At 65.4% G+C, this 21,130-nt stretch carries 19 protein-coding genes and 1 tRNA gene; 16 read left to right on the top strand and 4 right to left on the bottom strand.

Translation table 11 applies throughout. The annotated features are described in order from the left end of the window. Positions 1–98 precede the first annotated feature (98 nt). From GDR53_RS04505 to GDR53_RS04470, 8 genes are all read left to right on the top strand, one after another. Positions 99–737, top strand: coding sequence for a Maf-like protein (locus tag GDR53_RS04505; RefSeq protein WP_193336893.1), 639 nt, complete (start codon positions 99–101; stop codon positions 735–737). Beyond that, positions 737–946 (top strand): DNA gyrase inhibitor YacG, encoded by a 210-nt coding sequence (gene yacG, locus GDR53_RS04500; protein WP_193336891.1) that lies wholly within the window; start codon positions 737–739, stop codon positions 944–946. Before GDR53_RS04505 ends, yacG begins: the two co-directional genes overlap by 1 nt. A gap of 263 nt (positions 947–1,209) precedes the next feature. Then, positions 1,210–1,285 (top strand) — tRNA-Phe (locus tag GDR53_RS04495). A gap of 341 nt (positions 1,286–1,626) precedes the next feature. Beyond that, positions 1,627–2,766, top strand: coding sequence for a sugar ABC transporter substrate-binding protein (locus GDR53_RS04490; protein ID WP_193336890.1), 1,140 nt, complete (start codon positions 1,627–1,629; stop codon positions 2,764–2,766). A gap of 63 nt (positions 2,767–2,829) precedes the next feature. Continuing rightward, positions 2,830–4,359 (top strand): sugar ABC transporter ATP-binding protein, encoded by a 1,530-nt coding sequence (locus GDR53_RS04485; protein WP_193336889.1) that lies wholly within the window; start codon positions 2,830–2,832, stop codon positions 4,357–4,359. Beyond that, positions 4,356–5,342, top strand: a complete 987-nt coding sequence (locus tag GDR53_RS04480) for an ABC transporter permease (RefSeq protein WP_193336888.1) — start codon at positions 4,356–4,358, stop codon at positions 5,340–5,342. Before GDR53_RS04485 ends, GDR53_RS04480 begins: the two co-directional genes overlap by 4 nt. An 8-nt stretch (positions 5,343–5,350) precedes the next feature. After that, the gene (locus GDR53_RS04475) at positions 5,351–6,334 is read left to right on the top strand and encodes an ABC transporter permease (RefSeq protein ID WP_193337967.1); all 984 of its coding nucleotides are present in this window, start codon (positions 5,351–5,353) and stop codon (positions 6,332–6,334) included. 167 nt (positions 6,335–6,501) lie between these two features. Next, entirely contained in the window at positions 6,502–7,575 is a 1,074-nt protein-coding gene (locus GDR53_RS04470; protein ID WP_232846728.1) for a LacI family DNA-binding transcriptional regulator, read from the top strand. A gap of 22 nt (positions 7,576–7,597) precedes the next feature. Here GDR53_RS04470 and GDR53_RS04465 read toward each other — a convergent pair whose 3' ends face one another. Both GDR53_RS04465 and GDR53_RS04460 read right to left on the bottom strand, forming a co-directional pair. Further along, entirely contained in the window at positions 7,598–8,599 is a 1,002-nt protein-coding gene (locus GDR53_RS04465) for an ABC transporter permease (protein WP_193336887.1), read from the bottom strand. A gap of 17 nt (positions 8,600–8,616) precedes the next feature. Continuing rightward, positions 8,617–9,357, bottom strand: coding sequence for an ATP-binding cassette domain-containing protein (locus tag GDR53_RS04460; RefSeq protein ID WP_193336886.1), 741 nt, complete (start codon positions 9,355–9,357; stop codon positions 8,617–8,619). Positions 9,358–9,662: 305 nt separating this feature from the next. Between GDR53_RS04460 and GDR53_RS04455 the strand changes: the two genes are divergently transcribed. The 6 genes from GDR53_RS04455 (at position 9,663) to GDR53_RS04430 (ending at position 17,396) form a co-directional block, all read left to right on the top strand. Beyond that, on the top strand, positions 9,663–10,652 hold the full coding sequence (locus GDR53_RS04455; RefSeq protein WP_193336885.1) for a substrate-binding domain-containing protein: 990 nt from the start codon (positions 9,663–9,665) through the stop codon (positions 10,650–10,652). Positions 10,653–10,741: 89 nt separating this feature from the next. After that, the gene (locus GDR53_RS04450) at positions 10,742–11,716 is read left to right on the top strand and encodes an NAD-dependent epimerase/dehydratase family protein (protein WP_193336884.1); all 975 of its coding nucleotides are present in this window, start codon (positions 10,742–10,744) and stop codon (positions 11,714–11,716) included. Positions 11,717–11,882: 166 nt separating this feature from the next. Continuing rightward, the gene (locus tag GDR53_RS04445) at positions 11,883–12,830 is read left to right on the top strand and encodes a sugar-binding protein (RefSeq protein ID WP_193336883.1); all 948 of its coding nucleotides are present in this window, start codon (positions 11,883–11,885) and stop codon (positions 12,828–12,830) included. 112 nt (positions 12,831–12,942) lie between these two features. Next, complete coding sequence (locus GDR53_RS04440; RefSeq protein ID WP_193336882.1) at positions 12,943–14,448, top strand: sugar ABC transporter ATP-binding protein; 1,506 nt, start codon at positions 12,943–12,945, stop codon at positions 14,446–14,448. A 2-nt stretch (positions 14,449–14,450) separates the two neighbouring features. Beyond that, the gene (locus GDR53_RS04435; RefSeq protein ID WP_193336881.1) at positions 14,451–15,434 is read left to right on the top strand and encodes an ABC transporter permease; all 984 of its coding nucleotides are present in this window, start codon (positions 14,451–14,453) and stop codon (positions 15,432–15,434) included. Between the two features lie 108 nt (positions 15,435–15,542). Continuing rightward, positions 15,543–17,396, top strand: coding sequence for an alpha-amylase family glycosyl hydrolase (locus tag GDR53_RS04430; protein ID WP_210321390.1), 1,854 nt, complete (start codon positions 15,543–15,545; stop codon positions 17,394–17,396). A 15-nt stretch (positions 17,397–17,411) separates the two neighbouring features. On the opposite strand, the gene GDR53_RS04425 is transcribed toward GDR53_RS04430, so the two are convergent. Together GDR53_RS04425 and GDR53_RS04420 are read right to left on the bottom strand one after the other, a co-directional pair. Further along, a complete protein-coding gene (locus tag GDR53_RS04425; RefSeq protein ID WP_193336879.1) occupies positions 17,412–18,044 on the bottom strand; it encodes a hypothetical protein in 633 nt (210 codons plus the stop codon). After that, positions 18,037–19,197: a hypothetical protein gene (locus GDR53_RS04420; protein WP_193337965.1), complete on the bottom strand. Its 1,161-nt coding sequence runs from the start codon at positions 19,195–19,197 to the stop codon at positions 18,037–18,039. Before GDR53_RS04420 ends, GDR53_RS04425 begins: the two co-directional genes overlap by 8 nt. A 186-nt stretch (positions 19,198–19,383) precedes the next feature. Between GDR53_RS04420 and GDR53_RS04415 the strand changes: the two genes are divergently transcribed. Then, positions 19,384–20,979 carry a glucan biosynthesis protein gene (locus tag GDR53_RS04415; protein ID WP_232846727.1) on the top strand — a complete coding sequence of 532 codons (1,596 nt, stop codon included), beginning with the start codon at positions 19,384–19,386 and terminating at the stop codon, positions 20,977–20,979. Beyond that, positions 20,976–21,113 (top strand): hypothetical protein, encoded by a 138-nt coding sequence (locus tag GDR53_RS04410; RefSeq protein WP_193336878.1) that lies wholly within the window; start codon positions 20,976–20,978, stop codon positions 21,111–21,113. The genes GDR53_RS04415 and GDR53_RS04410 overlap by 4 nt, the downstream gene beginning before the upstream one ends. Positions 21,114–21,130: the final 17 nt, after the last annotated feature.

Here is a 21,130-nt window from a genome sequence, read left to right as displayed (position 1 = left end):
CCGGCAGGCGGCAGGGCGATCCTTTTGGGTCGTCCTGAGCGACCAACGCCCGCCGCTCAGGCACGGGCCGCAGCAGATCAACGGAGCTCGATCCCACCATGGCCAGTCGCCCCGATCTGATCCTGGCTTCCGCTTCGCCGCGGCGGCTGGCGCTGCTCAATCAGATCGGCATCGAACCCGAGCACCTGGTGCCCGCCGATGTCGACGAAACCCCCGAACGCGGGGAACTGCCGCGCAAGCTGGCCCAGCGCCTCGCTGACCTCAAGGCCCTCACCGCCCAGCACAAGGCCCGCTCTTCCGGCTTTGGCGCTGATGCCCTGGTGCTCGGCGCCGACACCGTCGTCGCCGTCGGCCGTCGCATCCTGCCCAAGGCCGAAACCATGGCCGAGGCCAGCGAGTGCCTGTCTTTGCTCTCGGGCCGGGCCCATCGCGTCTATACCGGCCTGACCGTCCTCACCCCCTCGGGCGCCCGGCGGCAGCGCGTGGTCGAAACCCGCATCCGCTTCAAGCGCCTCTCCACCCGCGAAATGGAAGCCTATCTGGCCAGCGCCGAATGGCGCGGCAAGGCGGGCGGCTATGCCATTCAGGGCATTGCCGGCGCCTTCGTCGTCAAGCTTTCCGGCTCCTATTCCGCCGTGGTCGGCTTGCCTTTGATGGAAACCGCCCAGCTGCTGGCTGGCGAGGGCTATCCGGTGCATTTCAACTGGCTCAACCAGTCCACCCTGTCGGGCGTCTGATGGCCGAACCTGTCGCGCCCCGCCGCAAGTGCCCCATTTGCAGCAAGCCCGCTGTGGAGGCCTTCAGGCCCTTCTGCTCCAAGCGCTGCGCCGATGTCGACCTCAACCGCTGGCTCACCGGCAGCTATGTCATCCCCGCCCGCGATGACGAACCGCTCCCCGACACCGGCGGCGCCGATTACAGCGACGACGAAGACAACAATATCTGAGCCTTTTCTGGCGCCCCTACGCGCTTGAGCACCCGGAGCGGCGAGGTGTAAGGCCCCCCTGCCACCCCGCTGCTTGCATCGATTTTTTGAACCCGATCTCTCCTGATCGAGACCGCCTTCGCGGCAAACAAACCCCTGTCATCCCGCCGCTCCGCCGCCGACGCGCAATCAGGTTCTCCACAAGCCCTTTTCCCGCTTGCACGGCAAAAACCCTTCCCCTATAAGGCCCATGGCTTTGAGCCGGGCGGACCTTCCGCCCCATTGCCCGGGTAGCTCAGTTGGTAGAGCAGCGGATTGAAAATCCGCGTGTCACTGGTTCGATTCCGGTCCCGGGCACCATTTCCTTTCGAATTTACGTGGTTCTCCAAAGCAGGCGCATCGCCTGCTGCCTTGCCTCGCCACAGCAGCGCGCTGGCACGCGCTACCCCTTCCTCAGTATCACCGGCTCTTTCGACCCGCATGGCCGGTTCAGCCGGCCAACCTCCGCCATCCGGAACGCGGCCCCGCCCGACAATGCTCCGCCGCACACCACAATGCTGTTGATAATATTAACACTCCCTTCTTGATGATATCATCACTTCGCCGTATGGATGAGGGGCGTTCAGGGAGCGACGCAGACAGCGTGACAAATCGCTGCTGCGGCGAGAACGGCTTGCTCTGAATGTCTTGGGAGGGAACCGATGAAATTGTCAGTATTGCTCAAACTTGCCTGCGGCACCGCGTCTGCGCTGGTGCTGTCTGCGGCCCTTGGCTCTGTCGCCATGGCCGAGCCCGCCGTGGTCGCCGGCCCCGCTACCGATCCCACTTGCCATGTGCCCTGGGCGGAGGACACCCAGTTCTTCCAGTTCCCGGCCAAGGAGGGGCCCTATCGCATCGCGCTGGCCAATGGCTATATCGCCAATACCTGGCGCATTCAGATGATCCAGACCGCCAAGGCCTATGCGGCTCAGCCCGACATCGCCGCGCTGCTGTCCGAGTTCAAGGTGGTCTCGACCGGCGAGGACGTGGCCGCGCAGATCTCGGCCATCAACAACTTCATCGACAGCGGCTATGACGCCATCGTCGTCAATGCGCAGAACCCGCAGGCCTTCGCGCCGGTGATCAAGCGCGCCAAGGAGGCAGGCGTGGTGCTGGTGGCCTTTGACAACATCCTCGACACCACCGACGCCATCAACGTCAATGTTGACCAGTTCGGCCTCGGCGCCCTCTGGGGCACCTGGCTGGTCAATCACCTGCCCGAGGGCGGCAAGATCCTCGAAGTGCGCGGCGTCGCCGGCACCTCGGTCGATACCGACCGCCATAACGGCATTCACGAGACGCTGACCGCCAGCGGCAAGCCCTTCGACGTCTTCGAGGTGGTCGGCAAGTGGGATGACGGCACGGCGCAGAAGGCCACCGCCGACGCCATCGCGGTGCAGGGCGCCTTTGACGGCATCACCGCCCAGGGCGGCGATACCGGCGTGGTGCAGGCCATGATCGATGCCGGCCACGCCTTCGTGCCCTTTGGCGGCGAAACCGAAAACGGCTTCCGCAAATTCTGCGCCGCCCACGCCGGCGAGGGACTCAAATGCTCCTCTGCCGGCACAGGCCCGGCCCAGGTGGCGGTCGCCATCAAGACGGCCATCGATGCCCTGCAGGGCAAGGTCGTGCCGCAATCGGTCAAGCTGCCTTTGGCCATTGTCGAAGATCCCGACTTCAAGGACGGCGTCAATTTCTATGCCGATCAGTCCGACAACTTCTTCGTCGGCAATGACTTCCCCACCTGCGGCATCAACTTCACCGCCCAGGAAATCATGGGCCAGTCGGAAGCCAACCAATAGCCGCTGGGCTGGACAACAGGCCGCGGGAGCGTCTCCCGCGGCCGATCGGGCAGGGGTATCTATATGGATGACGCAGTGCCGCTTTTCCGCATGGAAGCCATTTCCAAGCGCTATGGGGGCGTGCATGCCCTCGACCAGGCCGACCTCGTGGTCCGCGCCGGCAAGGTGCATGCCATCCTGGGCGAGAACGGCGCCGGCAAGTCCACCCTGATCAAGATCATGGCGGGGGTGGTGGCGCCCGATGCGGGGCGCATGCTGCTTGAGGGCAGGGAGGTGCGCTTTGCCGATCCCGCCGCCGCCAATGCCGCCGGCATTGTCTGCATCTTCCAGGAGCTCTCGCTGATCCCCGACCTCTCGGTGGCCGACAATATCGTCATTTCCAATCCGCCCACTCGGCTGGGCATGATCGACCGCAAGGCCCAGCATTCCATCGCCATGGCGGCCTTGGAGCGGGCCGGGGGCGGCGACATCCACCCCATGGAACTGGTCAAGAACCTGCCTTTGTCGCGCCGCCAGGTGGTCGAGATCGCCAAGGCCCTGGCCCGCAAGCCGCGTCTGCTAATCCTTGATGAGGCCACCTCCGCCCTGACCGCCGCCGATGTCGAAACGGTGTTCGGCGTGCTCAAGCGCCTGCGCGACGAGGGCATCGCGCTGCTCTACATTTCCCACCGCATGCACGAGATTGCCGAGCTGGCCGATGACTGCACGGTGTTCCGCAATGGCCGCAAGATCGCCACCTATCCGGCAGGCAGCAAGACCGATGACGAGGTGGTCGAGCTGATGATCGGCCGCGAATACAGCTCGGTCTTCCCGCCCAAGCATGGCCAGGTCGACCGCGCCACGACGCCGGTGCTCGAGGCGCGCAACCTGACCTGGATGCAGCGGCTCAACGGCGTCTCGCTGACCGCCAGGGCCGGCGAGGTCGTGGGCCTGGGCGGGCTCGATGGCCAGGGCCAGCGTGAACTGCTGCTGGCTTTGTTCGGCGTGCTGCGCGGCGTCACCGGCGATATCCTGATCGACGGCCAGCCGCGCCGCATCAACAGCCCGCGCGCCGCCAAGGCCGATGCCATCGGCATGGCGCTGATCCCCGAGGATCGCAAGACCGAGGGCCTGATGCTGCCCATGAGCGTGCGCGACAATCTTTCCTTTGCCGCCATGGGCCAGGTCTCGCATTCCGGCATCGTCGATCGGCGCGCCGAAAGCGCCGCCGTCGAGCGCATGATCCGGCTGCTCGCCATCAAGACCGCGAGCCCGGCTCTGCCGGTCGGGTCGCTGTCAGGCGGCAATCAGCAGAAGGTGGTGATTGCCAAATGGCTGATGACCGACCCGCGCATCATCCTGCTCAACGACCCCACCCGCGGCATCGATGTCGGCACCAAGCAGGAAATCTATGCGCTGCTGCGCCAGCTCGCCGCCGCGGGCGCCGCGATCATCCTTTACTCCACCGACTATGACGAGCTGATCGGCTGCTGCGACCGCGTCCTGGTGCTCTATGACGGGGCGGTCAGGCGCGAACTGGTCGGCAGCGAGATCACCGAGCATGCGCTGATCGCCTCGGCGCTCAATATCGACCAGCGGGAGCAGGTGGCATGAACACCCTGGCCTACCGCCTCGCCGAGCAGCGCGGCATGCTGCTGGCTCTGGCCATCTTCATCGCCATGTTCGCCCTCTATGCCGCCAACCATCCCGCCGGCTTCACCCCCAATGTGGTGCAGACCGCCGCCAACAAGGGCGTGCTGCTGGCTTTGGTCGCCATGGCGCAGACCTTTGTCGTGCTCACCGCCGGCATTGATCTCTCGGTCGGCATGATCTTCATCCTCGCCAATTGCCTGGCCTCCTATCTGCTGGTGGGCACGCCGCTGACCGTGGCTTTTGGCGTGGGCGGCGTGCTGCTCACCGGTCTCGCCTGCGGCGCGCTCAATGGCCTGCTGGTCATCTATGGGCGGCTGCAGCCCATCGTCATCACCATTGCTACCGGCGCGGTCTTCTTTGGCATCGCTTTGTGGATCCGGCCCTATCCGGGCAGTGCCCCGGACTTTTCCGCCGATCTCGCCGATGCGCTGACCGGCAAGGTCTTTGGCGTCTTTCCGGCCAGCCTGCTCTTCCTCATCGTACTGGTGCTGCTGGTCTGGGTGCCGTTCCGCCGCTCCGTCATTGGCCGTGCCGTCTATGCGGTGGGCTCGTCCGAACCGGCGGCCTATATGTCCGGCCTGCCGGTGCAGCGCGCGAAGTTCACCGCCTATGTGCTCAGCGGCCTCTTCGCCGCCATGGGCGGGCTGTTCATGACCTTTTTCACCTATTCCGGCGAGGCGTCCCTGGCCAATGGCAATACCTATACGCTGAGCTCCATTGCCGCGGTGGTGCTAGGCGGGGTCTCGCTGTTCGGCGGCCGCGGTAGTGCCATCGGCGCCATTTTCGGCGCGCTGGCCTTCCGCGCCATCGGCGATCTGCTCTTCGTCTTCGATTTCGATCCGCTGTGGCAGCCCCTGTTCCAGGGCGTGGTGCTGCTGCTGGCCGTATCGCTGGGGGCCGCCCGCCTGTTCCAGGTGCGCAACCGGCTTGATCTGTTCACCTGAGGCGCATGATGACCACCGACAAGCTCGACACGCCCCCCGCGCTACCCAACTCCTGGACCAGCCGCATCGACCTGCCGGTGGCGACGGCCTTTGGCTGCATCCTGCTGCTGCTGCTGATCGGCAGCCTCTATTCGCCCAATTTCCTGTCGCCCGAATACCTGCTGCAGCAGCTCAAGGTCGGCGCCTTTCTCGGCGTCATCGCCACCGGCATGATGCTGGTCATCCTGCTCGGCCAGATCGATCTGTCGGTCCCCTGGACGGTGACGCTGGGCGCCATGATGGCCTCGGCCGCCACCGCCTATGGCCCCATGGGCGAGGTCTTTGCCATTCCCTTCGGCGTGCTCTGTGGCGTGCTGGTCGGGCTGGTCAACGGCTTCGGCACCGCCTATCTGCGTATTCCCTCCATGATCATGACGCTGGCCGTCAATGCCGTCGCCCAGGGGCTGATGGTGGCCTATACCGGCGGCTTCGCCCCGGTCGACAGCGCCTCCCCGGCCATGCGCTATCTGGCGGCCGGCACGATCCTGGGCATTCCCAACGCGGTCATCGTCTGGGCCCTGACCGGCGCGGTGGCCGTCTTCCTGCTCGGCCGCACCACCTTTGGCCGGGCCGTCTATGGCATCGGCAACAAGGAGGCGGCGGCCTATCTCTCCGGCGTGCCGACCCAGCGTGTGGTCATGGTCGCCTTTGCCGTCTGTGGCGGGCTGGCCGCCTTTGGCGGCGTCCTGCTGGCCGGCTATGCCGGCAAGGCGGCCCAGTCCATGGGCGATGCCTATCTGCTGCCGGCCATCGCCGCGGTGGTGCTGGGCGGCACCTCCATCCTGGGCGGTCGCGGCAGCTATCTCGGCACCACGGCCGGGGTGATTCTCATCACCCTGCTGCAGTCGATCCTCTCGGTCATGCAGATCGCCGAATTCGGCCGCCAGATCATTTATGGCGGCGTCATCATCACCATGCTGCTGCTCTATGGCCGCGAGAAATCCGGCCGCTGACGCATGGGCGGTTCGACCGCCCCCGGGAACGCGCTCATGACGTTGACCTCGGCCCTGCACACCCTTAGGAACTTGGGCAGCTTGACCACGCTGCAGGCCGGCGGCCTGGGCCGCGGAACCAGGCGCGCACGGGCCGCATTGGGTGAACTGGACGAGGACGACTGCCTGTGACGACTTCAAAGCGACGCTCGCCGACCGGGCGACCCACGATGATGGATGTCGCGGCCGCGGCTGGCGTGTCACAGGCGACCGTGTCGCTGGTGCTGAGCGGTGGCAAGAGCGGTCGCCTCGCCGACGCCACCCGCAAGCGCGTGCTCGAGGCCGCCCAGACCCTGGGCTACAAGTTCGTACGCCGCGAACAGCGGGCCGCACCAGGCCTGCAATCCACCATCATTTTCATTGCCGACGAGACCATTACCGATCCCTGGATGTCGCTGGCCTTCGAGGGCGCGCGCGACCGGGCACTGGAAGCGGGCATCAACATGCTCATGGGCGTCAGCCATGCCGATGCCGATGTCGAAACCAGCCTGCTGGCCGGCCTGGGCAATGTCCCGGTCCTGGGCCTGATCTATGGCACCATCCTGACGCGCGTGGTGCAGGTCCCGCCGGCGCTGGCCCGGCACCGGCTGGTGCTGCTCAACTGTTACGACGAGGACCACAGCGCCCATTCCGTGCTGCCCGGCGATGTGCTGGGCGGCCGCGCCGCGACCGAACATCTGCTCAACCGCGGCTGCCGGCGCGTCGCCCTGATCAATGGCGAGCAGGGCGTCGACGCGGCGCGCGACCGGCTCAAGGGCTACAAGCAGGCTCTGGCCAGCAATGACGTGCCGTTCGATCCGGCTCTGGTTCGCCCCGGCAACTGGGAGCCCTCTGCCGGCTATGACATGACCAAAGAACTGATGGCGCTGGACAACCCGCCTGATGGCATCTTCTGCGCCAACGACATGATGGCGCTGGGCTGCTACGACGCCCTGCGCGAGCTTGGGCTGCGGGTCCCCGACGATGTGGCGGTGATCGGCTTTGACGATCGCGAAATCGCCCAATACATGCATCCCCCGCTCAGCACCCTGGTGCTGCCGCTCTACGAAATGGGCCGGACGGCAGTGGAACTGCTGCTCGACGATGTCGGGGGCCTCCATTCCGCGGCCAGCCGCATCAAGGTGGAATGCGTGCTGGTCGAGCGCCAGTCGACCGGCCCGGCTGCCGTGCTCAGCGCCGCGCCACGCCGCCGGGCCCCATAAGCCAGGCGGCGCGGTCGTTGCTCTAGTCGGACGAGCGGGCGCTGCGGAAGCGGTCAAAGGCCACCGCGATGATGATGAACGAGCCGACAAAAGCACCCTGCCAGAAGGTGCTGATGCCCAGCAGGATCAGGCTGTTGCGGATCACCTCGATCAGCAGCGCGCCGACAATGGCGCCAAAGGCGGTGCCGACGCCCCCCGCCAGATTGGCGCCGCCGATCACGGCCGCAGCAATCACCGAGAGCTCCATCGCCTGCCCCAGATTGGTGGTGACGCCACCCAGCCAGCCCACTTCCAGCACGCCGGTAATGCCGGCCGTGAAGGCCGAGAACATATAGACCGAGACCTTGAGCGGCCGCACCGCGATGCCGGTCAGCTTGGCGGCCTGCTCATTGCCGCCCAGGGCAAACAGGTGTTGTCCCCAGCGCGTCCACTTGAACAGAAACCCCGTCACCCCGGCCAGCACGGCCAGCACGATCAGCGGATTGGGCAGGCCCAGCGTCGAGCCGCCGCCCAGCCCGAGCAGCACGGCACTATCGGGGCCGAATTCATAGATCATCTTGTTGTCCGACAGCACCATGGCCAGCGAACGGATTACCGAGAGGCTCCCCAGTGTCACCACGAAGGGCGGCATGCCGGCATAGGCGATGAGCACGCCATTGGCCGCCCCCACAAGCACGGCAGCCAGCAGCGCGGCGGGAATGCCGATCCAGATCGGCATGCCGCCCGACATCAGCACCGCCACCACCATGGCCGACAGCACGACGGTCGATCCGACCGACAGGTCGATGCCGCCCGAGGCGATCACCGCCGTCATGCCGATGGCGATGATGCCGACAAAGGCGAAATTGCGTGACACGTTGAACAGGTTCCGCTCGGTGGCGAAGGTGTCGGTGAGCAGCGTCAGCGCCAAACAGGCCAGCAGCGCCGCCATGAAGACCCAAAAGGTCTGGTGGCTGGTCAGCCGGCCGAGCACGCCGCGATATTCGGAGTGGTCGATAACCTCGGAGAGGGAAGGGCTGGGCATGGTACGGTCCTGTCGTGTCACGCGAATTCAATGGCGCCGGTGATGAGGCCGGTGACCTCTTCGGGGGATGACTCGGCCGCCCTCTTGTCGGCCACCAGCACCCCCCGCCGCAGCACCGCGATGCGGTCCGCCACATCGAACACATCGGGCATGCGGTGGCTGATCAGGATGACGGCAATGCCGTGATCGCGCAGCTGGCGGATGAGGTTGAGCACTTCGGCCACCTGCCGCACTGATATGGCCGCCGTGGGCTCGTCCATCAGCACGATGCGGGCATCGCTCAGCAGGGTCCGGGCAATGGCCACGGCCTGGCGCTGCCCGCCGGACATGCGCTTGACCAGGTCGCGCGGTCGCGTTTCCGATTTGAGGCGGGCAAACAGCTCGGCGGCGCGGTTGCGCATGCCGGCATAGTCGAGAATGCGGAACGGACCGACCTGCCGCATCAGCTCGCGCCCGAGGAACACATTGGACGCCGCTGACAGGTTGTTGCAGATCGCCAGGTCCTGGTAGACCACCTCGATGCCCGCGCGCTGGGCGTCAATGGGCCGGTGAAACCGGACCCTGTTGTCGTCGATAGACATCTCGCCCGCGGACGGCGCGAAATTGCCGGCAATGACCTTGACCAGCGTGGACTTGCCCGCGCCATTGTCGCCCATCAGGCCCAGCACCTCGCCGGGCTCTATGCTCAGCGACACATCGGTCAGCGCGCGAATCGCGCCGAAATTCTTGCTGATATTATCCAGTCGCAATGCGCTCATGCGCCTCCCCCTCGATTGCGCTCCCCCGGTGTCATGGCCGCCTGCTGGCGCTTCTGCGCCAAAGGCCGGGGCGGCATGCTCTGTATTTGCCCGCCTCGGCCGCACGATTCAAGCTTGACGTCCACGCCCGTTCAATGATGATATTATCACATAATATCAGTGGCGCTATCGGAATGATGCTGTAGCGACCAGGACGCAAGTCCGGGACTGGAGGGATGCTGCCGGAACTGCCGGCAGCAGCAGGAACGGCGATCGGACGTCAAAAAGACGCCGGACGGCGGATCCGCAACATGGGAGGACGTGAATTGAGGTACGCAAGGTATATGGCTGCGGCCGCCGCCATGGTGGCGCTTTCAGCCGCTGGGGCCCAGGCCCAGGACAAGAAGACGCTGGCCATCGTGGTCAAGGGATTGGACAATCCCTTCTTCGAGCAGATCAATCTGGGCTGCCAGGACTGGGCAGCCAACAATCCGGATTCCGAATATGAGTGCCTTTATACGGGCCCGGCCTCCAGCACCGACGAGGCCGGCGAGGTGCAGATCGTCGATGACCTTCTGACCAAGGGCGTGGCCGCAATCGCCATCTCGCCCTCCAATGCCCCGGCCATGGCCAACCGCATCCGCGAGATCGCGCCCGATGTGCCGGTGATGACGGTCGACGCGGACTTCCTCGAAGCCGACCGCAATCTCCGCGCCACCTATCTCGGCACCGACAACTATCTCATGGGCGTGAAAATGGCTGAGCAGGCCCAGCGCCTCAAGGCCGAGGGCGGCACGGTCTGCCTGCAGCTCGGCAATGTGGCGGCCGACAATATCAATGCCCGTGCCGCCGGCTTCCGCGATACCATCGCCGGCGCCAAGGGCATCGAGCGCCTGGCCGGCGAGGGCGGCTGGAGCGAGGTGGAAGGCTGCCCGGTCTTTACCAATGACCAGGCCGATCTCGCCAACCAGCAGATGGCTGACGTCTTCACCGCCAACCCCGATCTTGATGCCTTCATCCTGATCGGCGGCTGGGCCCAGTTCGCGCCCCAGGCCTATTCCCAGGTCACCGACCAGGTCATGGACCGGCTCAAGAGCAATGATCTGATCATTGTCGCCGGCGATACGCTGCCGCCCCAGGTGCAGGCCTTCAACGAGGGGCGCAGCCACGCCCAGATCGGCCAGCGGCCGTTCGAAATGGGGCAAAGGGCGCCCGACGTCATGATCCAGCTGATCAACGGCGAGGCCGTGGAAGACCCGCTCTATACCGGGCTGGACGTCTGCACCCACGAAGAGCCCGGCTTCTGCGCGCAGTAGTTCTCCTGTCCTCCACGTCGCGGCATGGCGCATCCGGCGCCATGCCGGCCGGAAGCGGCCGGACGCCGGACAGTTCCGAGGAAACATCAGTGAAACTTCTCGTAACCGGCATGACCGGCAAGGTCGGCCTCAATTTCCTGCCTGCATTCCTGGGCGAGCCGCGCTTTGCCGGCTGGAGCCTGCGCGCCCTGTGCAACAACCGCATCATCGATCACCCCGCGGTCGAGGTGGTCCGCGGCTCGCTCGCTGATGCCGCCGCCGTGCACGCCGCCCTGCAGGACGTCACCCATGTGCTGCATATGGCGGCGGTCAAGGAAAGCCCGGATCTGGCCATCGATGTCGGCGTCAAGGGCATGTTCAACCTGCTTGAGGCCTTCCGCGCCTCGCCCACGGCCAGCCAGTTCATCCTGATCGGCGGCGACTGCTCTGTCGGGCATATCTTCCACCACTACGACGCGCCCATCACCGAACAGGCGCCGCGCCGGGCCTATCCGGGCTGCTATGCGCTGATCAAGGTGATCGAGGAGGTCATGCTCGAGCAGTACCGCTTTCAATACGGCATCAACACCTGCTGCCTGCGCGCGCCCTGGATCATGGAAAAGGACGATTTCCGCCATGTCCTGAGCTTTGCCGACCAGTTCGGCGGGCCGCTCTGGAGCGACTTCTTTAGCGCCGCCGAGATCAAGCGCCTGGCCCGGACCGGGACGGTCCCCCTGCTGCACGATGCGCAGGGCCGGCCGCTCAAGCGCAATTTCATTCATGTCAGCGACCTTGTTCGCGCCATCCTGGCCGCGCTGGACAATCCTGCCGCCACGGGCGAACTGTTCAATATCGCCATGACAGAACCGATCGATTACGGCCAGGTCGCCGCGATCTTGCAGCGCGCGCGTGGCCTGGATTCGGTCGCGGTGCCGACCCCCTATTTCAGCAACTGGCTCGACAATGCCAAGGCCGGCCAGCTCTTGGGCTGGCGGCCCCTCATCGATCTCGAACAGCTCATCGAGCGCGCCTGGAGCTATGTCCGCGCCCCCGATGATCCGCGCATCGTCTGGTACCCCGGTTAGGCCAGGCGCGCACCGATACCGCTCGCAGGCGGCAAGGCGGACCACCCACCGCCCCCGCTTCCGTTTGGACCGCGATGGGTATGAACCGTTCTTCGGCACTGACGCCGCAGGACATCACGCAGACGTCGCGCAGCAGGCTCAACCCGCTGGCGACAGGGAGGACTAAATGAACTGGAAACACACCATCTCCATGGCGGCCCTGGCCACCATGCTTGCCGGCCCCGCCTTTGCCCAGGACAAGCAGCAGCTGGCCTTCGTCGTCAACGCCGCCTCCGACTTCTGGAAGCTGGCCGAAGCCGGCGTCAACAAGGCGCAGGCCGAGCTGCCCAATTATGAACTGCAGTTCCGCTATCCCGCCCAGGGCACCGCCGCTTTGCAGAATTCCCTGATGGATGACCTGGTGGCGGCCGGCACCGATGCCATCATGATCTCCTCGGCCGATCCCAAAAACTCCATCGATGCCTTCAACCGCATTGCCGGCCAGGTGCCGCTGTTCACCACCGACAGCGATGCCCCCGACAGCGATCGCATCGCCTATCTGGGCTCGTCCAATACCCTGGCCGGCGAGCAGGCCGGCGAGATTGCCGTCAAGGCGCTGCCCGATGGCGGCAAGTGCATGGGCTTTGTCGGCTTCCTGGGGGCCGATAATGCGATCGAGCGCATTGCCGGCTTCCGCTCGGCCATTGAGGGCTCGGGCATCGAACTGGTCGACGTGCGCGGCGACGATGTCGACTTTGCCCGCGCCCGCTCCAATGTCGATGACGTGCTCGCCGCCAATCCCGACATTACCTGCATGGTCGGGTTCTATTCCTACAATCCGCCCAAGATCTACGAAGCCCTGCAGGCGGCCGGCAAGCTCGGCCAGATCACCGTCATCGCCTTTGACGAGGATCCCATCACCCTGGGCGCCGTCCGCGAAGGCAGCTTTGCCGGCACCGTCGTCCAGGACCCCTATCAGTGGGGCTATCAGGGCATGCTCCTGATGGCCAAATATCTCGAAGGCGACATGTCCGGCGTGCCGGAAGACGGCCTGATCATTGTCCCCACCAAGGTGATCGATGCCGCCAATGTCGATGCCTTCGAAGCCGAACTCAAGGCGCGCATTGGCGGCTAGTCCTCCCCGCCAACCCCGCCGCACCGAGCCCTGGCCGGCCCGGTGCGGCTACCCCTATGCTCCGACAGTGCCGCTGGCGCCGTCCTTTTAGGCACGCGACATGACACTTCATATGCTCCCGCCACCACCCTTGCTGGCGCTCGAGAACATCTCCAAGGCCTATCCCGGCGTCGTGGCTTTGTCCGACGTCTCCCTGGCCGTCCATGCCGGCGAGGTGCTCGGTCTCATCGGCGAAAACGGCGCCGGCAAGTCGACGCTGATGAAGATCCTCGGCGGCGTGATCGCGCCCAGCGCCGGCCGCATCGTCATCGGCAATACCGCCCATCAGCACCTCAGCGTGACGCAGTCGCAGGCCGCCGGCATTGCCTTCGTGCACCAGGAACTCAATGTCTTCGACAATCTCGATGTTGCCGCGAACATCTTCCTCGGCCGCGAGAAGCGGTCGCCGCTTGGCCTGCTCGACCTTGAAGGTATGCGCGCGGCGGCCCGGCCGCTGCTGGCCCGGGTCGGTGCGCATTTCGGCCCCGATACCCCGGTGCTCGACCTGTCGCTGGCGGAGCGCCAACTGCTGGAAATCGCCAGGGCTTTGTCCATCGAGGCGCGCGTGGTCATCATGGATGAGCCCACCTCGTCGCTGACCCTGGCCGAAACCCGGACCCTGCTGCAGGTCATCGCCGACCTCAAGGCGCAGGGCATTGCCGTCATCTACATTTCCCACCGCCTCGGCGAGATCGAGGCCTGTGCCGACCGCGTGGTCGCCCTGCGCGATGGCCGGGTGGCGGGCGAACTGGCGCGCCAGGATATCCGCCATGATGCCATGATCCGCCTGATGATCGGGCGCGACCTCAAGGCGCTCTATACCCCGCCTTCCGCGCCGCCCGGCGACGTCATCCTTTCGCTTGCCGGCGTCGCCACTGCAGCCTGGCCGCAGGCCCGGGCCGATATCGCCGTGCGGTCGGGGGAGATCCTCGGCATTGCCGGGCTCGTCGGCGCCGGCCGTACCGAACTGGCCGAGGCCATTTTCGGCATAAGGCCGCTGCTGGCCGGCGCCATTCGGCTCGGGGGACAGGCGTTCCATGCCGCGACCCCGCGCCAGGCGATCGGGGCCGGGCTCTATCTGGTGCCAGAAGACCGCAAACGCACCGGCCTCGTCCTCGAAGGCGCCATCGACGAGAACATCGCCCTGGCGGACCTCTATTCCCTGGCCCGTCATGGCCTCGTCCACTGGCGCGGCATTCGTGATCGGGCCGAGACCCAGCGCAGCGCCCTCGCCATCAAGGCCGCCGATCTCACGCGGGTCGCCGCCGAACTCTCCGGCGGCAATCAGCAGAAGGTGGTGCTGGCCAAGTGGCTCTCGATGCGGCCGCGCCTCATCATCTTCGACGAGCCGACACGGGGCGTCGATGTGGGCGCCAAGTCGGAAATCTACCGTCTGCTGCGCGCGCTGGCCGATGCTGGGGTGGGGGTGATCATGATTTCGAGCGACATGGAGGAGGTGATCGGCGTCTCCGACCGCATCGTCGTGCTGCATGAGGGCGGGGTCGCCGGCACCCTGGAACGCCCGCAATTTTCAGAACAGGGCGTGCTGCGGCTCGCCGTAGGCGCCAACGAGGACTAGCAATGCAAAAAAAGGACATGGGACTGGCCGTCCTGATCGTCATCGTCGGGGCCATTGTCTATCTGCGCAACCCGCTCTTCCTGTCGCCCATTAACCTGGGCAATACCGCCAACCTGATTGGCCTGTTCGGCCTCTTCGCCATCGGCCAGGGCTTTGTCATCATGACCGGCGGTATCGACCTGTCTGTCGGCTCGATGATCGCGTTGCTCGGGGTGCTCTTCGTCGACATGGTGGGCCGCTTCGGCGTGCCCTGGCCGGCGGCTGCGTTGATCACCATCGGCATCGGCACGCTCATGGGGTTGGCCCATGGCCTGCTGATCACACGGCTGCGGATGCAGCCATTTGTCGTGACCCTGTGCGGCCTGCTCATCTATCGCGGCGTCGCCCGCGGCTATACCGGCGAGGCCACCGCCGGCTTTCCCTTCGGCGCCAGCTTTCCCGAGCTCGAATGGCTGACCATTGGCCGCTCCTTCGGCATCCCGCATTCCTTCATTGCCATGCTGCTGATCGGCGCGCTCTGCTGGGTGCTGCTGCATCGCTCCGTATTCGGCCGCCACCTTTATGCCGTGGGCAAGAACGAGGAGGCGGCCCGCTATTCGGGCATCCGTACCGGTCTCGTCATCACCCTGGCCTATGTCATCTGCGCGGTACTGACCGCCATCGCCGCGATCTACTTCGCCATGTTCACACGCTCGGTGCAGCCCTCATCGCATGGCAATTTCTACGAGCTCTATGCCATTGCCGCCGCGGTACTGGGCGGCTTCTCCCTGCGCGGCGGGGAGGGCTCGATCATCGGCGTGATCCTGGGCGTCGTCCTGCTGCAGGAGCTGCAGAATCTGGTCAATCTGCTGGGCATTCCGTCATCGCTGAACTTTGCCGTCATGGGCGCGGTGATCCTGGCCGGCGTGCTGGCCGATCAGCAGTTCAACCGCTATCGCGCGACCCGCCGGGCCTTGCGCGCCATGGAGCCACGGCCCTTGCCCTGACCGCCGCGCGTCTTCAAAGGCTCCATCCGACCGCTGCTGCAGCGGGGGACGGAACGAACCCGCCTACGGGCCGTTCCGCCTCCACCCTTGCTAGCCATAGCGATGACCATGCCTCCCAGATCCCTCGGCGCCTTGATCGAAAACGGCCAGACCCATTTCACCGTCTGGGCGCAGGGCAGGCAACGCGTCGACCTGGACATCGAGGGCAGGGGCCTCCTGCCGATGCAGCCGCTGGGCGACGGCTATTTTACGACCTCGCTTGCGGATCTTGGCGACGGCACCCGCTACGGCTTTCATATCGAGGGCGGACCGCGCCTGCCCGATCTGGCGTCCCGCCGCCAGTCCGCTGATGGCGAGGACTGGTCCGTGGTCACCGCCAATGCCTTTGCCTGGACCGATCAGGCCTGGCGCGGGCTCAGCCGTTTCGACCAGGTGATCTACCAGCTCCATATCGGCACTTTCACCGTCCCCGGCACCTGGCGTTCGGCGATCGACCGGCTCGATCATCTGCGCAGCCTGGGCGTCACCGCCATCCAGCTTATGCCAGTGGGCAGCTTCAAGGGACGCTTTGGCTGGGGCTATGACACCATCCTGCCCTATGCCCCCTTTGCGCCCTATGGGTCGCCCGACGACATGCGTGCCTTCATCGATGCCGCCCATGGCCGCGGCATCGGCGTGCTGCACGATGTGGTCTATAACCATGTCGGCCTGGGCGATCACTATCGCGCCTTTAGCGAGCACTATTTCACCAGCCGCTACGCCAATGAATGGGGCCCGGGCTTCAATTTCGATGGCCCCCATGCCGGGGCCGTGCGGGACTTCATCACCGGAAACGCCGCCTACTGGATCGAGCAGTTCCATCTCGACGGCCTGCGGCTCGACGCCACGCAGGCCCTGCATGACGATACCGACGAGCACATCATCGCCGCCATCGCCCGCGCCGCCCGGGCGGCGGGGGCAGCGGCCGGCCGCTCGGTCTATCTACTGGCCGAAAACCAGCCGCAGGATCGTCGCTTGATCACGCCCATCGCCGAAGGCGGCTATGGCCTCGATGCCCTCGCCAGCGACGATTTCCAGCATGCCGCCCGGGTCGCCATGACCGGCCACAATGACTTCTACTATCGCGACTATGCCGGCACGCCGCAGGAACTGGTATCGGCACTGAAATACGGCTTCCTTTACCAGGGCCAGCGCTCCGACATGCGCGACCAGCCCTATGGCACCTTCAATCTCGATACCGGCCCCGAGCGCATCGTCCATTTCCTCGAAAACCACGACCAGATTGCCAATTCCGCCCGTGGCTTCCGCCTCGCCACCCTGGCCAGCCCCGCGCGCATCCGCGCCGTGACGGCCCTGCTGCTGCTGGGGCCGCAAACGCCCTGCCTGTTCCAGGGCCAGGAATTTGGCGCCGACAATCCCTTTCTCTATTTTCTCGGGCTGGATGGCGACGAGGCCGCGTCCGTTGCCAAGGGGCGCCGCGACGGCCTGACCCATTTCCCCAGCGTCGCTGACCCGGTGATGCAGGAACGCCTGCCGCAGCCTCACGCGGAAGCGACCTTCGCCACCAGCAAGCTCGACTGGGGCCAGGCCAAAAGCCACGCCCCCCTGCTGGCTCTGCATCGCGATCTGCTGGCGCTGCGGCAGTCTGAAACCGTGTTCTCGTCCGCGGGCCGGGGCCGCATCGATGGCGCGGTCATTGGCGACGCCGCCCTGCTGCTGCGCTTTTTCGCCGATGATCCGGCCGATGAACGCCTGCTGCTGCTCAATCTCGGCCGCGACCTGCCGCTCGGCGTCATTGCCGAGCCGCTCTTCGCCCCGCCCGCCGGCCGCAAATGGCGCCTGGCCTGGTCCAGCGAGCATCCGGACTATGATGGCGCAGGCCGCCGGCCCTTCGACACCGACCAGTTCTGGATCCTGCCCGCCGACACCACGCTCCTGCTCAGCAGCCAGCCCCGCTCGTAGGCCGCAACCGGTCGGCTAGGGCTGCGTTGTCGCACTGGCCAGCCGCGCCGACAGCAGCTTGATCGAGCGCATCCGCGTATTGCTGTCGCTGGGCGACATGGCGATGGCGTCGGGATAATCCAGCATCAGCTCGAGGCTTCCTTCATGCGCGGCAACGACATCGCCGGGGATGTTGATCTCGACGGCCAGCTGCACCCCGGCCAGCACCGTCACCGTGTCCAGCGTGGTCCCATTGACGCTGATCGCCACCCGCTGCGACGGATAGCCCTCGCGCGCGACCGCCACCATGTCCAGTGCCAGCGTCAGCGGCCCGGTCGTGTCCGGCGCCAGGGCAAAGCGCAGCCGCGAGGTCTGCCCCACCGCATGCGTGCCGTCGCCGGCCGGCCCGGTCCAGCCGCACACCCGCAGCGGCTTGGCCTGCTCATTGCCCTCGCTCAGGAACGACACCGTGCTGCCCAGCACATAGTCCCCCGATACCGGCTGGTTGAGGCAGGTGGTGCTCTTGTCGATGTAATAGGCGCGATAGTCCGCCGGCACCTGCGGATGCAGCATCCACCAGACGACGATCAGCTCGAAGGCAATGGCCAGCGCGACCACACCATAGGCGGCCAGGCGGAGCGGCTTGTTGGTCAGGGTGGTCTCAGACAAGGGTCAGCACTCCGGTAAGCCAGCCGACCGCGCCGAAATAGCCGCCGACCACGATGACGGCCAGGCCCACATAGGCCAGCCATGGCCGGCGGGCGAGCAGGCTCATTGCCGTCACGCTCACCGGCGCCAGCCCGACCACGAAGCGCAGCATCGAGGCGAGTCCGGCAAACAGCGGCAGGCCCAGGCAGATCAGGCAGAACAGCGCGGCGGCAAACTGGCGACGCACCGCCATCACGACCACCATGGCCATGCCGACCAGCCAGGCGACGCTCAATTGTTGGGCGACGCTGGGCATCCAGCTGTCCCCGCGGAAGCTGGTCAGCCCGTTCCACAGATAGCCCAGCGGATTGCCGGTGGCGCGGCCCCACGCGCGCTGCACATGGCTGAAGGCCAGCGCGTCGCCGATCTGCCAGTGCAGATAGGCCATATAGGCAAACAGCCCCAGCGGCGCGATGAAGATGGCCACCAGCACGTCTGGCCGCTGCAACACCGCCGGTACGAAGTCGATCAGCTTGCCGCCGCGCTCGCGATGGTCCAGCCAGGCCTGCAGCACGATGGCCAGCACGACGAATACGCCCACGATGCGCGAGCCCGACACCAGGGCGGCGAAGATGCCGGCCAGCAGGTAATTGCCCCGCAGCAGCGCCGCAAACACGCAGGCGGTCAGCAGCATGAACGCCGCTTCGCTGTAGAAGGTGGTGAAATAGATCGAAAACGGTCCCGCCAGCAGGAAGGCGCTGAACAGCATATAGGCCCGCATGTCCTTGCCCAGCAGCGGCCAGGCGACGCGCACGGCGGCAATAGTAAGCACCAGTGAGGTAGCCGTCGCCACCACCATGGTGGGCAGGCCGGTCAGTATGCGCAGGGCACCCACCAGCATCGGAAACAGCGGAAAGAACGCCCAGTTGCCGGCATTGACCATGCTGGGCACCGGAAATGGATCATAGCCCTGTTCGGCGATCCGCACATACCAGCCGCAATCCCACCGGCACATGCCGCTGACAAATCCGGCCATAGATGCGCCATCAACAGTCTGCACATAGGCCAGGTACCGGATCAACAATCCCAATAGGGCGAAGCCCAATGGGATCAGCAGGAGTACCAGATGATGGCCCGGTTTTTGCTGCCGCTGTGCGGGTTCAAGCGACGTCATCATTAGCTTTCTCGGGGCCGTCTCATCGGGCTGGTGCAGTAACACGCCCGCCGTCCCGCCGTTGCGGGTCAAACCATGCACTGGACGCATAGGACGCATGCATCAACTTTTTCACTACAGAGCCGTTGGAAGCCCTACCGAAGCAACGCTGCCGCGTTATGGTGGCTATAGACTTGCAGGTACCAGGTGAAGCGTCTCCTAAATTCCCCCCATAACCGCCGCACTGTCCTCAAGGGCATCGGCGCATCGCTGCTGCTCTTGTCGACCACGGCCATGACACAGCCGGTTATGGCCCAGGAAGCGGCCACCTTTACCTTTGATTTCGACAGCTTCAGCGCGCGGATGCAGGCCATGGCCGGCACGGCCTATGCGCCGGTGAGCGTGGTCATTCCCGATCCGCTGCACGATCTCGACTATGACGCCTATCGCCGCATCCAGTATCGCCCCGAGGCCAGCAAATGGGCCGCCGACGATCTGGGCTATCGGCTGCAGGCCTTCCATCTCGGCTGGCTGTTCAACGATCCCGTCAAGGTGTTCGAGATCGAGGCGGGCACGGCCCGGCCGGTCGACTTTAACCCACGCGATTTTCAGTATCATGACAATGCGGTGGAAGCGGGCGCCCTTGCCAATCCTTTCCCCGGCGTGGCGGGCCTGCGCATCAATTATCCGCTCAATCGCCCCGAGGCCTTTGACGAATTGGTAACCTTTCTGGGTGCCAGCTATTTCCGCTCGCTCGGCCGCGACAACATTTATGGCCTCAGCGCCCGCGGCCTGGTGATCAATTCCTGGGTCAGCCTGCCCGAGGAATTCCCGATCTTCACCGAATTCTATGTCGAAAAGCCCACCGCCGCCGGGCCGCTCACCATCTATGCCGCGCTCGACAGCCAGAGCGTGACGGGCGCCTATCGCTTCGTCATCACCCCGGCCAGCGATGCCGCGCAGGAAACCACGATGGACGTCACCGCGCGGCTCTATTTCCGTAGCGATGTGCAGGAGCTCGGCGTCGCCCCGCTGACCTCGATGTTCCTTTACGCCGAAGCCAATCGCGGCGGCTTTGATGACTATCGCCCCCAGGTGCATGACAGCAACGGCCTGCTGATCGAGCGCGAAAGCGGCGAAGTCATGTGGCGCGCCCTCAACAATGGCGAGACCCTGGGCAATTCCTATCTCTGGGAAAACAACCCGCGCGCCTTCGGCCTCTATCAGCGCGGCCGCGACTTCGAGACCTATCAGGATGCCGGCGCCCATTACGAACGCCGGCCCTCCCTGCGCGTCGAGCCGCTGGGCAACTGGGGGCAGGGCATGGTCCGGCTCATCGAGATGCCCGCCAAGATCGAGGCCGACGACAATATCGGCGCCTTCTGGGTCCCGGCCGAGCCCGTTCTGGCCGGCCAGAGCCGCGAATTCGCCTATCGCCTGATCTGGGGTGATCTCAATCCGGACGAGAATGCGGAAACGGCCTACGTCATGGAGACACGCGCCGGTGCCGGCGGCGTGTCCGGCGTGTTGAACGAACACGATCTGCGCAAATTCGTTATTGATTTCAAGGGCGGCGAGATTGCCGGCTTTGACGAAGATACCCCGATCGATGTGCTCACCACCGTCAGCGGCGGCGTGGTGCGCGACACGGTCCTGTTCCGGGTTGAGGCCAATGGCGCCTGGCGTCTGGTGATGGATGTCGAGGTCAATGACGGCGCGGCACTGGAACTGAAGGCCTATCTGGTCGGTTTGGGTAAGACGCTCACGGAAACCTGGCTTTACCAGTGGAGGCCTGCCGCATGAAGTATTCCGCAGAATTCACGTTCGCCAACGCCCTTCCGGACGCGCCTCTCGACATGCCCAAGCAGCAGTTGCAGTACCGGCGCTCGCTGATCCGCACCCTGCGTGACACCTTCATGGCTTTCACCGGCCGGTGATTGAGACCAGATCCAGT

This window comes from Devosia beringensis (assembly GCF_014926585.1).
Classification (GTDB): Bacteria; Pseudomonadota; Alphaproteobacteria; order Rhizobiales; family Devosiaceae; genus Devosia; species Devosia beringensis.
Note: the sequence above shows the minus strand (reverse complement) of the source record. Positions and strands in the feature narration are given on the sequence as shown.